The 13,326-nt window shown below is 70.7% G+C and carries 11 protein-coding genes; 6 read left to right on the plus strand and 5 right to left on the minus strand.

The window, feature by feature from the left end:
* Window positions 1-8: 8 nt before the first annotated feature.
* From F6J85_RS00295 to argG, 3 genes are all read right to left on the minus strand, one after another.
* Complete coding sequence (locus tag F6J85_RS00295; protein WP_150923352.1) at window positions 9-1,862, minus strand: YhgE/Pip domain-containing protein; 1,854 nt, start codon at window positions 1,860-1,862, stop codon at window positions 9-11.
* Window positions 1,859-2,599, minus strand: a complete 741-nt coding sequence (locus tag F6J85_RS00300; protein ID WP_150923353.1) for a P-loop NTPase family protein — start codon at window positions 2,597-2,599, stop codon at window positions 1,859-1,861. Before F6J85_RS00300 ends, F6J85_RS00295 begins: the two co-directional genes overlap by 4 nt.
* 254 nt (window positions 2,600-2,853) lie before the next feature.
* Window positions 2,854-4,296 (minus strand): argininosuccinate synthase, encoded by a 1,443-nt coding sequence (gene argG, locus F6J85_RS00305; protein ID WP_150920617.1) that lies wholly within the window; start codon window positions 4,294-4,296, stop codon window positions 2,854-2,856.
* 277 nt (window positions 4,297-4,573) lie between these two features.
* Here argG and F6J85_RS00310 point away from each other — a divergent pair, with 277 nt between their 5' ends.
* The 6 genes from F6J85_RS00310 (at window position 4,574) to F6J85_RS00335 (ending at window position 11,871) form a co-directional block, all read left to right on the plus strand.
* Window positions 4,574-5,554 carry an ABC transporter substrate-binding protein gene (locus F6J85_RS00310; protein WP_150923354.1) on the plus strand — a complete coding sequence of 327 codons (981 nt, stop codon included), beginning with the start codon at window positions 4,574-4,576 and terminating at the stop codon, window positions 5,552-5,554.
* Window positions 5,555-5,630: 76 nt separating this feature from the next.
* Window positions 5,631-7,223: a sugar ABC transporter ATP-binding protein gene (locus F6J85_RS00315; RefSeq protein WP_150923355.1), complete on the plus strand. Its 1,593-nt coding sequence runs from the start codon at window positions 5,631-5,633 to the stop codon at window positions 7,221-7,223.
* A complete protein-coding gene (locus F6J85_RS00320) occupies window positions 7,220-8,269 on the plus strand; it encodes an ABC transporter permease (RefSeq protein WP_150923356.1) in 1,050 nt (349 codons plus the stop codon). Before F6J85_RS00315 ends, F6J85_RS00320 begins: the two co-directional genes overlap by 4 nt.
* Entirely contained in the window at window positions 8,266-9,297 is a 1,032-nt protein-coding gene (locus F6J85_RS00325; protein WP_191906687.1) for an ABC transporter permease subunit, read from the plus strand. Before F6J85_RS00320 ends, F6J85_RS00325 begins: the two co-directional genes overlap by 4 nt.
* Window positions 9,298-9,334: 37 nt before the next feature.
* Window positions 9,335-10,861, plus strand: coding sequence for a sugar ABC transporter ATP-binding protein (locus F6J85_RS00330; RefSeq protein WP_150923357.1), 1,527 nt, complete (start codon window positions 9,335-9,337; stop codon window positions 10,859-10,861).
* On the plus strand, window positions 10,858-11,871 hold the full coding sequence (locus tag F6J85_RS00335; RefSeq protein WP_150923358.1) for a LacI family DNA-binding transcriptional regulator: 1,014 nt from the start codon (window positions 10,858-10,860) through the stop codon (window positions 11,869-11,871). The genes F6J85_RS00330 and F6J85_RS00335 overlap by 4 nt, the downstream gene beginning before the upstream one ends.
* A 17-nt stretch (window positions 11,872-11,888) precedes the next feature.
* On the opposite strand, the gene F6J85_RS00340 is transcribed toward F6J85_RS00335, so the two are convergent.
* Both F6J85_RS00340 and F6J85_RS00345 read right to left on the minus strand, forming a co-directional pair.
* On the minus strand, window positions 11,889-12,554 hold the full coding sequence (locus F6J85_RS00340; RefSeq protein ID WP_191906827.1) for a peptidylprolyl isomerase: 666 nt from the start codon (window positions 12,552-12,554) through the stop codon (window positions 11,889-11,891).
* 4 nt (window positions 12,555-12,558) lie between these two features.
* Window positions 12,559-13,311 carry a Pr6Pr family membrane protein gene (locus F6J85_RS00345; RefSeq protein WP_191906688.1) on the minus strand — a complete coding sequence of 251 codons (753 nt, stop codon included), beginning with the start codon at window positions 13,309-13,311 and terminating at the stop codon, window positions 12,559-12,561.
* Window positions 13,312-13,326: the final 15 nt, after the last annotated feature.

Consider the following 13,326-nt stretch of genomic DNA (forward strand, 5'->3'; position numbering starts at 1 on the left):
GCGGCGAGTCAGCCGAAGATGCTCGGCTGCAGGTCGCGGAGAGTGCGCCGGCGGGTGATGCGCGCGACGCCCAGCGCCGACAGCACGAGGCCTGCGATGAGCCAGATCGCGAGGACCCCGAGGTCGAGCCACACCCGCGAGAGGCTGCCGCCGTACATGAGCTGTCGCATCCCGTCGACGACGTAGCTCATCGGCAGGACGTGGTGCGCGACGGCGAGCGGGCCGGGGAGCGTCTGCCAGGGGAACGTGCCGCCGGCCGAGACCAGCTGCACCACCATCAGCACGAGGCCGAGGAATTCGCCCACCTCCCCGAACCATACGTTCAGTGCCAGCACGATCGCGGCGTACGTGGCCGTGGCGGCCACGAGCAGCCCGAGCGTGGGCAGCGGATTGGCGAAGGAGAACCGCAGCGCGAAGGCGAGCACGAGGAAGAGACCGAGCATCTGCACGGCCCCGAACATCGCCGGGGTGAGCCATCCTGCGAGCGTCACGCGCACGGGAGCGCGCAGAGCCGTGACGGCGCGGCGCGAGATCGGCTTGACGATGAGGAACAGCGAGTAGATGCCGATCCACCCGGCCAGTGCCGCGAAGAACGGTGCAAGGCCGGCGCCGTAGTTCTGGGCCTGCGCCAGGTCGCTCGTCGACACCGACACCGGATCGGCGAGCGTCGAGGCCTGCGCCGCGCGCGTGTCCTCGTCGCTCTCCGGGATCTGGCTGACCCCGTCGGCAAGGCCCGCCTGCAGCTGGGAGGCGCCGTCCAGCAGCTCGGCGGTGCCGGGGCCGAGCCGGGCGGCACCGTCGTTGAGCTCGGCGGCGCCCGCAGCCGCCGTCGCCGTCCCCTCGGCCAGCCGCGCGCTCCCCTCGGCGAGCTGAGCGGCGCCGGCGGCGACCTCCTGTGCGCCGGTGTTGAGCTCGTCGATCCGGCCGACCGCCCCCTGCACGCGGCTGTTCGCCGTATCCAGGAGTTCTCCGACGGGGTCCAGGGCGGTGAGGATGCGGTGGATCTCCGCGGGGTCCACGCCCGCGGCCGTCAGCGCCTGCGCGATGTCGTTGCGGGCCGTCGGCAGCTGGGCGACGGCCCCCGCGGATGCGGCGCCGAGTTCGTCTGCGAGGCGATCGAGTTCGGCGGTTCCCCCTGCCACGCGCTGCGCGCCGGCGCTGAGCTCGCCGGCCCCGCTGTTCAGCTGCGCCGCTCCGTCCCGCAGCTCCGCGGTGCCGGTGGCCAGGCTCGCGGTGCCCGCGGCGAGCTGCTCGGCGCCGGTGCGGGCCGTGCCGAGTCCGTCGACGAGCTCCTGCGCTCCGGTGGCCGCATCCGAGATCTTCACGCGGATGGTCTGGAGGTCGGCGAGGAGCGTCAGACCCGCCTCGTCGATGACCTTCGCCACGATGTCGGCCTGGATGCGCTCCACGGCCTGGGACCCGATCGTGGAGGCGAGATAGTTGTTCGCGTCGTCGGTGCGCAGCTGGATCTCGGCCTTCTTCGGGTCGGAGGAGGAGATGGAGGCGATCGCCGAGGAGAAGTCGGCGGGGATCTCGATGACGAAGTCGAAGCGTCCGGATGCGAGGCCGCTGCCGGCTTCGGACGCGCTGACGCGCTCCCAGTCGAAGGTGTTGCTGTCCAGCAGCTCCTGTGCCACGTCGTCGCCATAGTTGCGCGCGGCGCCGTTGACGGTCGCGCCGGTGTCGCTGACGACGATCGCGGCGGGGATGCGGGCGAGTTGCCCATACGGATCCTGGTTGGCCCACAGGTACAGCCCGCCGTACAGGATCGGCACGCACAGCAGCGCGAGAAGGGCCACGAGCAGCATCGGCGTGGACACGAGGCGACGCAGCTCGGCGTGGATGATCTGCGGGATCTTCATGATGATCCGCCCGTCGTGTCGGGTTCAGCGCCGGGATCGGCGGTGCGCCGGCCCCGCGGGCGGCGTCGGTGGCGCAGGGGGAGGGTCTCCGCCTCGTCGGGAGGAGTGTCGGGCTCGTGGTCGGGGTCGCCCTCGTGATCGGGGTCGCCCGCGTCGCCGAGGACCAGATGGGCCGGCACGCCGGCGATCGCCAGCACCGCGTAGTCGCGCCCCGCGAAGTCCTCGACGATGCGCCACCACGCGTGGGGGTCGCCACCGTGCCGGTCCGGGGACACGAGCACGAGGCCCTCCACGTCGGGGCGGAGGGCGGCGCACTCGAGCACGATGCGGATGCGGGCGGCCGGTTCCACGTCTCCCACCGGGATGGCGGCAAGATCGGCGAATCCGTGCTCGTCCAGCCAGCGCCGCGCGGCGAACGGCGTCGGCGGGCGACCGGCGAACATGAGCTCCTCGGCGACCATGCCCGCCAGCGACACGTTGGGTTCGGGCTCGGAGACCTCCGGCGCATCGACGAGGGCCACGCGCCGGCGCAGCATCCGCGCATCCGGCGCCCCGTCGATGAGGACGGTGCCGCTGTCGGGCCGCATCCTCCCCGAGGCCAGGAGGCCCAGCACGGTCGGCCGCTGTTCCGTCTCGGCGACCACGCGCGTGGCCCGTGCGGACTCGTACGACAGAGACGTCTCGGGCAGGGCGCGCCCGTTGCGCCCCTGGCTGACCCCGCGCAGTTCGATCCTCATGAGGCCTCCGCCCGGTCAGGGGCAGAGTACCTGCGCGTCGTGACTGTGTCTCGGGCCCTTCGGCCCGGTGCGGTGGTGCAGCGATCGCCGCCGGCGCCGACGCGCCGGACGGACACCCTCAGCGACGAACTGCTCGATGAGCTCGCAGGGTTGCGGGGCTCGTCACCGGCGCCGAGTCACCGTGCAGTCATCACGGTGCATCGGACCGAGCGATTGGTCGCGGGAAGCGGACGCCTTGCGCCCCGCGGGGCCGGTCAGTCGGTGCCGGAGTCGAACGCTGCGGCCTCGCCGGCGGCGTCGGTCGCCTCGGCGAGGGCCTCGCGGGCGGCGTCCAGAGGCGTGGCCGGCTCGGTGATGTCGTAAGCCTCGCCCGCCGTCACGCTGCCGACCAGCTCGGCGGTCGGCCCGCCGATGAGCCCCATCCCGGCGTACTGCTCGAGGCGGGTGCGCGAGTCGGCGATGTCGAGGTTGCGCATCGTGAGCTGTCCGATGCGGTCGGTCGGGCCGAACGCGGCGTCGCCGACGCGCTCCATCGACAGCTTGTCGGGGCCGTACGACATCACGGGGGCGGTGGTGTCGAGCACCGTGTAGTCCTCGCCGCGACGCAGACGCAGGGTGACTTCGCCCGTGATCGTGGATCCGACCCACTTCTGGATGGATTCGCGCAGCATGAGCGACTGCGGGTCGAGCCAGCGCCCCTCGTACATCAGGCGCCCCAGGCGCCGGCCCTGCTCGTGATAGGTGGCGAGGGTGTCCTCGTTGAGGATGGCGTTGACCAGGCGCTCGTACGCGATGAACAGCAAGGCCATGCCGGGGGCCTCGTAGATGCCGCGGGACTTCGCCTCGATGATGCGGTTCTCGATCTGGTCGCTCATGCCCAGGCCGTGGCGTCCGCCGATGCGGTTGGCCTCGAACACCAGCTCGACGGGGTCGGCGTACTCCACGCCGTTGAGGGCGACGGGGCGTCCGCGGTCGAAGGTGACCGTGACGTCCTCGGTGGCGATCTCGACGGCCGGGTCCCAGAACCGCACGCCCATGATCGGTTCGACCGTCTCCAGCGAGACGTCGAGGTGCTCGAGGGTCTTGGCCTCGTGGGTGGCGCCCCAGATGTTGGCGTCGGTGGAGTACGCCTTCTCCACGCTGTCGCGGTAGGGGAAGCCGTGCTCGACGAGCCACTGGCTCATCTCGGTGCGGCCACCGAGCTCGGTGACGAAGTCCGCATCCAGCCACGGCTTGTAGATGCGAAGCGCCGGGTTGGCCAGCAGGCCGTAGCGGTAGAACCGCTCGATGTCGTTGCCCTTGTAGGTGGACCCGTCACCCCAGATGTCGACGCCGTCCTCCTTCATGGCACGCACGAGAAGGGTCCCGGTGACGGCGCGGCCCAGGGGCGTGGTGTTGAAGTACGTGCGCCCGCCGGAGCGGATGTGGAACGCCCCGCACGCGAGGGCGACGAAGCCCTCCTCCACGAGCGCCGACTTGCAGTCCACCAGGCGCGACACCTCGGCGCCGTACTGGAGGGCCCGGCCGGGGATGGCGGCGATGTCGTCCTCGTCGGGCTGACCGAGGTCGCCCGTGTACGTGCAGGGCACCGCGCCCTTGTCGCGCATCCAGGCAACGGCGACGGAGGTGTCGAGTCCTCCCGAGAAGGCGATGCCGACGCGCTCGCCGACGGGGAGGGACTGGAGGACTTTGGACATGAGTCGATTCTAGGTTTCCGCCCTGCTCCGCGACGAACTGTGCCCGGTCCGTTCCCCTCGGGCAGATCGGCCGAACCCTGTGATGGTTCACATCGGGGCAGGCGGCGTGAACCGTGAGGGAAGCGGATGAGAGCGGCCCGGCGCGCTCGTTACTCGATTGTTATCGCTCACATGCTGGCGCCGATGGAAATGTGAAGGCTAACATTCGAGCCAGCAGACACCATGGCGGCGTCCGCGCCCCGGCTGTCAGCCGGACCCGAACGAGGAGGTTTAGGGAATGAAGAAGAAGATCCTGGCCGCAGCAGCCATGCTCGGCGCGGTCCTCATGGCGGCGACGGGATGCGCCGGCGGCGCGGGCACTGCGGGCGGAGGCGGCGGCGGGGACGACGTCATCACCGTCGGCTTCGCGCAGACCGGCTCGGAGTCGGGCTGGCGCGCCGCGAACACCGAGTCGATGAAGGAGGCGTTCTCCGAGGAGAACGGCTTCGACCTCGTCTTCAACGCGGCAGACAACAAGCAGGAGGCGCAGATCGCGGCCGTCCGCAACTTCATCAACCAGGGTGTGGACGCGATCGTGATCGCCCCCATCACGGTCGACGGGTGGGACGACGTGCTCACCGAGGCGAAGGATGCAGGGATCCCCGTCATCCTCGAAGACCGCACGGTCTCGGCCAGCGACGACCTCTACGCCTCGTGGGTCGGCCTGGACTTCGAGCAGGAGGGCAAGACCGCCGGCGAATGGGTCAAGGAGAACTTCGACGGCAAGGGCGCGAACCTCGTGGTGCTCGAAGGCACGACGGGTTCCTCCGCCGCGCTGGACCGGGCCACGGGCTTCGACGCGGCGATCGAGGGCACCGACATCACCGTGATGGACTCGCAGACCGGGGACTTCACCCGCGACGGCGGCAAGAAGGTCATGGAGGGCTACCTGCAGAAGTACGGCTCCGACATCGACGTGCTCTTCGCCCACAACGACGACATGGGCCTGGGCGCCCTCGACGCGATCAAGGCCGCGGGTCTCGTCCCGGGCCAGGACATCCAGATCGTCACGATCGACGCCGTCAAGGACGGCATGACCGCACTGGCCAACGGCGAGTTCAACTTCATCGTGGAGTGCAACCCGCTCCTCGGCGAGCAGGCCGCCGAGCTGGTCAAGAAGGTGCTCGCCGGCGAGGAGGTCGAGAAGGCGACCATCGTCGAAGACCAGTCCTTCACGCAGGAGCAGGCGAAAGAGGTTCTCGACTCGCGTCCGTACTGAGTGCGTCGGATCCGACACCCGACCGCCGGGACCGGTGACCCCGGTTCCCGGCGGTCCGCCTCGGAAGGAGGCCCGCATGACCGACGACACCGTCGTCCGCCCCCGGGAAGACCCGGGAACCTCCGCCGCACCCGTCGCCGCGCTGCGCGGCATCACCGTCGAATTCCCCGGGGTGAAAGCGCTGGACGGGGTGGACCTCACGCTTCGCGCGGGTGAGGTGCACACCCTCATGGGGGAGAACGGGGCGGGCAAGTCCACGCTCATCAAGGCCCTCACGGGGGTGTATTCGGTCGCCGCCGGCACGATCACGATCGGCGGCGCGGCACGGGTCTTCCGGACCACGGCAGACGCCGAGGCGGCGGGGATCTCCACCGTCTACCAGGAAGTCAACCTCTGCACGAACCTCTCCGTGGGCGAGAACGTCATGCTCGGCCACGAGGTGCGCCGTGCGGGGATGATCGATTGGCGCGCGACCTATCGCGAGGCCGCCCGCTTCCTGTCGAACCTCGGCCTGGACATCGACACCCGCTCGACGCTGGGGACGCACTCGATCGCCGTCCAGCAGCTGGTCGCAATCAGCCGGGCGATGGTGTCGGATGCGTCGGTGCTGGTGCTCGACGAACCCACCTCGAGCCTGGACCGCAGCGAGGTCGAGCAGCTCTTCGCCGTCGTGCGCGACCTTCGCGACCGTGGGGTCGCGATCCTGTTCGTCACGCACTTCCTCGACCAGGTCTACGAGATCTCCGACCGGCTCACGGTGCTGCGCAACGGACGCTTCGTGGGGGAGTACCTCATCGATGAGCTCCCCCGCGGCGAACTCATCGCCAAGATGATCGGCCGCGAGCTCGATGAGCTCGAAGCCCTCTCCCGCACGGCGGAGCGGGACATCGACCGCTCGGCGGTGCCGGTGCTCTCCGCCGTGGGGCTCGGCCGCAAGGGCGTGCTCGAGCCGGCCGACCTCGAGATCTTCGACGGTGAAGTGGTCGGGATCGCGGGCCTGCTGGGCTCGGGGCGCACCGAGCTCGTGCGGCTGCTGTACGGCGCCGACCGCGCGGACACCGGGCGGCACGTCGTCCGCGGCCTGCCCGCACGCATCACGACGCCGCGGCACGCGATCGACCGGCGCATCGCGTTCTCCTCCGAGGACCGGCGCGCCGAGGGCATCATCTCCGACCTCACCGTGGCAGAGAACGTCATCCTCGGCATCCAGGCCAAGCGCGGTGCGCTGCGCAAGATGGGCAGGGCCGAGCAGGACGCGATCGTCTCCGAGTACATCGAGGCGCTGGGGGTGCGCCCGGCCGACCCGAACGCCCTCGTGCGCAATCTCTCCGGCGGCAACCAGCAGAAGGTCCTGCTCGCGCGGTGGCTGGCCACCGCGCCCCAGCTGATCATCCTGGACGAGCCCACGCGCGGTATCGACGTGGGTGCGAAGGCCGACATCCAGCGGAAGGTCGCCGAGTTGTCGGCCCAGGGACTGGCGGTCGTGTTCATCTCCTCCGAGCTGGAGGAGGTCATCCGGATCGCGCAGCGCATCGTCGTCATGCGCGACCGTCGTAAGATCGGCGAACTGGACGCCACGGAGGTCGACGTCGACGATCTCGTCGCCGTCATCGCCGACGAATCCCGCGAGACGGAGCCGTCTCGCCAGAGCCCGGAGACAGCGGCATGAGATCGACTCTGACGGGTGTGTTCCGACACCGTCTCGTATGGCCGGTGGCGGCCCTGGCCGTCCTGATCGTGGTGAACACGATCGCGCGCCCCTCGTTCATCGGCATCACCGTGCAGAACGGGCAGCTCTACGGACCACTCATCGACATCCTGCGCAACAGCGCGCCGCTCATGCTGGTGGCGCTGGGTATGACGCTCGTCATCGCCACGCGCGGCATCGATCTCTCGGTCGGCGCGATCATGGCGGTGTCGGGGGCGGTCGCCCTGACTTTCATCTCCTCCTCGCCCGACCCGGGATCCCCGGCTACGGTGCTCACCGCGATCGCCCTGGGCGTGCTCGTCTCACTCGTGCTCGGGCTGTGGAACGGCTTCCTCGTGTCGGTGGTCGGCGTCCAGCCGATCATCGCCACGCTCGTGCTCATGCTCGCCGGCCGCGGCGTCGCGCTGCTGATCACCGGCGGATTCATCACGACGATCAACAGCGATCCCTACCGTTTCATGGCGCAGGGCTACCTGTTCGGGCTGCCCTTCGCGTTCTATGTCTCGGTACTGGCGATCGCGGTGGTCGCGCTGCTGGAGCGGCGGACCGCGCTGGGAGTGCTCACCGAGGCGGTGGGCATCAACCCGGAGGCCAGCCGTCTCGCGGGCGTACGCTCTCGCGGCATCATCTGGGGCGCCTACGCCGCCAGCGGCGTCCTGGCCGGGTTCGCCGGCATCCTGTACTCCTCCAACATCATGGCCGCCGACGCCAATGCCGCCGGTCTGTACATCGAGCTGGACGCCATCCTCGCCGTCGTGCTGGGCGGCACGAGCCTCATGGGCGGGAAGTTCACGATCGCCGGCACCGTGGTGGGGGTCTTCACCATCCAGACGCTGAAGTCGACGATCACCTTCCTCGGCGTCCCGCCCGCGATAAGTCCGCTGTTCCTCGCGATCGTCGTGATCATCGTGGTGCTCGTGCAGTCGCCCCGCACGCGCGGTGCGCTCGCACGGCTGGCGGCATCGGCCCGCCGCGCCCCCGCGACCAAGATGGGAGCCGCCTCGTGACCACCCTGACCGCATCCGGCACCGAGCGCCATGGAGCCGTCGCCACCGCCGTGCAGCGCTTCCGCAGCCGGCACGCCTCGTGGGTGCCCGTCTTCGGCGCCCTGGTGATCCTCGTCGCGATGATGGTGGGGGCGCAGGCGTACTTCGGCACTTTCGTCACCCCGCGCGTCCTGTCGGCGCTCCTGCTGGACAACGCCTACCTGCTGATCCTGGCGGTGGGGATGACCTTCGTCATCCTCACGGGCGGCATCGATCTGTCGGTGGGCGCCGTGATGGCCTTCACCGGGATGCTGGGGGCGAGCCTGCTGAGCCAGGGGCTGCCCACTGCCGTGGTCGTCCCCGTCATGCTGCTGCTGGGCGCGGGGATGGGACTGGCCGTGGGCGTGATGGTGCAGTACTTCGGGGTGCAGCCGTTCATCGCCTCGCTCGCGGCGATGTTCGCCGCCCGGGGGCTGGCGTTCATGGTGAGCCTGTCCTCGATCAAGGTGGAGGACCCCGCGATCCTGTGGCTGCAGTCCGCGCGCATCCAGGGGGCACCGGGCAGCTTCTACCTCACGCCCACCGGGATCCTCGCACTGCTGGTGGTGCTCGTCGGCATCCTCGTCCTGCAGTTCACCCGCTTCGGCCGCACGATCTACGCCATCGGCGGCAATGAGCAGTCTGCGCGCCTGATGGGTCTCCCGGTCGTGCGCACCAAGCTGCTCGCCTACGTCATCAGCGGCGTGTGCGCCGGTCTGGCGGGGGTCGTCTTCACCGCGTACACGGGTGCGTCGTACCCCCTGAACGGCATCGGCACCGAGCTGGACACGATCGCCGCGGTCGTGATCGGCGGGACGCTCCTGACCGGAGGAAGCGGATACGTCCTGGGGTCGATGATCGGCGTCTTCGTTTACGGCACGATCAAGACCGTCATCTCCTTCCTCGGCGCGGAGCAGGCCTGGACGCGCATCACGATCGGCGGCCTGCTGCTGATCTTCGTCGTCGTGCAGCGCGTCATCGTGGCGCGATCCGGAACCCAGCGTTCCTGAACGGGATGCCCCGCCGCGCACCGGCATGATGGAGCCTATGGATTCGCGCCCGAAGACGGTCGCGCCGGTGATCGAGGTCACCGGCGCGACTGTCCGGTTCGGTGCGGAGACGGTGCTGGATGCGGTGGACTTCCGGCTCTTCCCGGGTGAGGTGCACTCGCTGATGGGCGAGAACGGCGCGGGCAAGTCCACGCTCATCAAGGCCATCACGGGCGCACTGCGGCTGGACGCGGGGGTCGTGCGCGTCACGGGCGAGCGCGTGCGCCTGAACAGTCCCGCCGACGCGCTCGCCGCCGGCATCAGCGCGGTGTACCAGGAGATCGATCTCCTGCCGAATCTCACCGTGGCCGAGAACATCCTCCTCGGTCGCGAACCGCGCCGGTTCGGTGCGATCGACTGGCGCCGTCTGAACGCGCGGGCGGCGGAGGTGCTCGCCGAGCTCGGACTCGACATCGACCCGCGCAGCACCCTCGTGCGCCACTCGCTCGCCGTGCAGCAGCTCGTCGCGATCGCGCGGGCGATCTCGGTCGACGTGCGCGTGCTGATCCTCGACGAGCCCACGTCGAGCCTCGACCTTGACGAAGTGGCAGAACTGTTCCGCGTCATGCGCGACCTGCAGCAGCGCGGGGTCGCGATCCTGTTCGTGTCGCACTTCCTCGACCAGGTGTACGAGATCTGCGACCGCATCACGGTGCTGCGGGGAGGGCGGCTCATCGGCGAGTACGTCCCGGCGGAGCTCCTGCGCATCGATCTGGTCGAGAAGATGCTCGGTCGCACGACCGAGGAGCTTCAGCTGCGCCAGGCGGTGGAGCCGGCCTCGGCGGAGACGCCGGCGTACGTCAGCGGTGCCGGCATCACCGTCGGGACGGCGGTCAGCGACGCCTCCCTGGCGATGTCGGAGGGCGAGGTGCTGGGCCTGGCCGGGCTGCTCGGCTCGGGGCGCACCGAACTGGCGCGCGTGCTCACCGGCATCGACCGGCCGGATGCCGGCAGCATCCGGGTCGCGGGCGTCCCCACCGTGCTCGGCTCGCCGCGACAGGCGATCGCGCGGGGGATCGTGTACTCCTCCGAGAATCGGCGGACCGAGGGGATCATCGGCGACCTCAGCGTGGAGGACAACATCACCCTCGCCCTCCAGGCCGAGCGCGGCGTGTTCCAGCTGCTGGGGCGCGCACGGCGCCGCGAGCTGGCGACCAGCTGGATCGAGGCGCTCGACATCCGCCCCGCCGATCCCGACCGCCCCGCCCGCACGCTCTCCGGCGGCAATCAGCAGAAGGTGCTGCTGGCACGCCTCCTCGCCCTGTCGCCGCGGGCGCTCGTCCTGGACGAACCCACGCGCGGCATCGACGTGGGCGCCAAGATCGAGATCCAGCGGCTCGTGGCCGACCTCGCGGACAACGGCCTGTCGGTGCTGTTCATCTCCGCCGAGCTGGAGGAGGTGCTGCGCGTCTCCTCCCGCGTGGCGGTGCTGCGCGCGGGCCGGGTGGCCGAGATCCTCCCCGCCGAGGCGCTCACCGTCGACTCGCTGCTCGCGCGGGTGGCACGCCCCGAGGACACCCCGTGAGCGATGAGCGCGGCCCGAAATCCGCCAACATCTTCGACGTCGCGCGGCTCGCGGGCGTGTCGCACCAGACCGTGTCCCGCGTGCTCAACGACCTCCCCAACGTCCGCCCCGCGACCCGCGCGCGCGTGGAGCAGGCCATCACCCAGCTGCGGTACAGCCCGTCGCCGGCGGCGCGCGCGCTCGTCACCCGGCGCACCCGCACGATCGGGCTGGTGACCCCCGGAAGCGCCGACTTCGGACCGACGTCGATCGCGATGCACTTCACCGTCGCGGCCCGTGCCGAGCGTTACTCCGTCGACACGGTCACCTCGCCCGAGCCCGATCCCGCCAGTGTGCGCTCGGCGGTGGAGACCCTCCTGCGCCAACGGGTGGACGCCATCGTGCTCGTCGTGACGGACGTCGGGGTGCTCGAGGTCGTGCGCGGTCTCGACCTCAGCGTTCCCCTGGTGGCCGCCGCCGCGACGCAGCGCCGTCATCCGCACCTGGTCTCCATCGACCAGTACCGCGGCGCCCGCTCGGCCGTGCGGCATCTCGCCGAGCTCGGGCACGGGCGCATCCTGCACGTCGCCGGCCCTCCGCGTAATCCCGATGCTCTGGAACGGGTGCGCGGATGGCGCGACGAGCTGGCCGCGCGGCGCCTCGTGGCCGAGGAGCCCCGCAACGGGGACTGGTCGGCCGCGAGCGGCTACGCGTTGGGGCGGGAGCTCGACCTCGGATCGGGGACGGCCGTCTTCGTGGGAAACGACCACATGGCGATCGGGCTGCTGTCGGCGCTGCGGGGCCGCGGACTGAGCGTGCCCGAGGACATCAGCGTCGTCGGCTTCGACGACGTGCCCGAGGCGCCCTACCTGATGCCACCGCTGACGACGGTCCGCCAGGACTTCCGCGCTCTGGGAGAGCTCATGATGCAGAAGGTGCTGCTGGCGGTCGAGGAGCCCGAGAGCCTGACCGAGGACACGCCCATCGCCACGCACCTCATCGTGCGCGAATCCGCCCGCGCGCTGGGGTGACGGCCGTGGGGGAGCCGTCAGCCGACGGTGACCCCCGTGATGGTCACGGGCGTGGCCGGTGCGCCGTCGGGCGCGCCGCCCTCCGCCCCGGCAGCGGCGATGGCGCGCACGACCTCGAGACCCTCGGGGGCGAGCTGCCCGAAGACCGTGTAGGAGGGCGGAAGCTCGCTGTCCTCGTACACGAGGAAGAACTGCGACCCGTTGGTGTCGGGGCGGCCCGTGTTGGCCATCGCGACCGTTCCCGCCGGGTAGGTCTCGGTGCCGTCCAGCTCGTCGCGATAGCTGTATCCGGGGCCGCCGCGGCCGGTGCCGCTGGGGTCGCCGCACTGCAGCACGAAGATTTGCGCCGTGGTGAGCCGGTGGCAGGGGGTGTCGGCGTAGTACGACTGCTCGGCGAGCGAGACGAAGCTGCCGACGGTGCACGGCACCCGGTCGGCGTCGAGGGTCATCGGGATCGCGCCGACGGAGGTCTCCAGCACCGCCGTCAGTTCGCCGGTCACCGTCGGCTCGGCCGGCGGAGGCGTCACCTCGCGCGCGGCGCCACCGCCCGCCACGTAGCCGCAGCCGTCCGCGGCCGGCGGCGTCGTGGGTTCGGGCGATGCGTCGCCGGAACCGCCGGCGCATCCCGCCAGGACGAGCAGACTCGAGGCGGCCAGGGCGAGGGTGAGGATCCGGGTGCGCACGCCTTCAGCGTATGGGCCTGTCGCCCTCGATCGAAACGGGCGGCCGGGACCCGGCGGTGCTCGCAGGGGGAGGCAGGCGCAGGCGCAGCACCGCGACCACGCCGAAGGCCACGACGATGACCCCGGCGGCGATGGCGACGATGTAGCCCACCACCCCGCCCCATCCATCGGGCCCGGCGTACGGGTCGAGGAACGGGTACGGGTACCAGTACGGCGCACCCGAACCGGGCGCCGTGATGAGCGGCGCGCGCACGAGCGTGTACGCGATCCAGGCGATGGGGAACAGTACGGCCGCCACCGCGACCCGCCACCGTACGCGGCGGTGCCCGGTGCCGAACACCACGTCGGCGAGCAGGTACAGCGGCGCCCAGACGTGCATGATCTCGTTGGCCCATCCGACCGTGTCCGGCCCGATCGACACCGCGCGCAGCAGCAGGTTGTAGACGACGCACGTGATGAGCATGTACGTCGTCACGCACACCAGGCACGCCGCCAGCGCCGGCGGGTCCACCGCATCCCGCCGCCGTCGCGGCAATCGCGACAGCCCCGCCCAGCCCAGCACAATCGCCGTGGCGGCGTTGGAGAGGATCGTGAAGTAGCTGAAGAAGTTCGCGGTGGCGGTGGGCACGTGCTGCCCGGCCGCGGCGGCGGCACTGATCGTGGAGATCCCCTGGGCCACGACGGCGGCGGCCACGACCGCTCCGACGACGAGGCGGGCGATCAGCCACGCCGTGTGCGCCCGTGCTGGCGGCTGCATGCGCTCACCCTAACC

Source organism: Microbacterium lushaniae (assembly GCF_008727775.1).
Lineage (GTDB): Bacteria > Actinomycetota > Actinomycetes > Actinomycetales > Microbacteriaceae > Microbacterium > Microbacterium lushaniae.

Coding starts and splice junctions, on each gene's coding strand:
- F6J85_RS00295 (WP_150923352.1), bottom strand. CDS start 1,862: ATGAAGATCCCGCAGATCATCCACGCCGAGCTGCGTCGCCTCGTGTCC.
- F6J85_RS00300 (WP_150923353.1), bottom strand. CDS start 2,599: ATGAGGATCGAACTGCGCGGGGTCAGCCAGGGGCGCAACGGGCGCGCC.
- argG (WP_150920617.1), bottom strand. CDS start 4,296: ATGTCCAAAGTCCTCCAGTCCCTCCCCGTCGGCGAGCGCGTCGGCATC.
- F6J85_RS00310 (WP_150923354.1), top strand. CDS start 4,574: ATGAAGAAGAAGATCCTGGCCGCAGCAGCCATGCTCGGCGCGGTCCTC.
- F6J85_RS00315 (WP_150923355.1), top strand. CDS start 5,631: ATGACCGACGACACCGTCGTCCGCCCCCGGGAAGACCCGGGAACCTCC.
- F6J85_RS00320 (WP_150923356.1), top strand. CDS start 7,220: ATGAGATCGACTCTGACGGGTGTGTTCCGACACCGTCTCGTATGGCCG.
- F6J85_RS00330 (WP_150923357.1), top strand. CDS start 9,335: ATGGATTCGCGCCCGAAGACGGTCGCGCCGGTGATCGAGGTCACCGGC.
- F6J85_RS00345 (WP_191906688.1), bottom strand. CDS start 13,311: ATGCAGCCGCCAGCACGGGCGCACACGGCGTGGCTGATCGCCCGCCTC.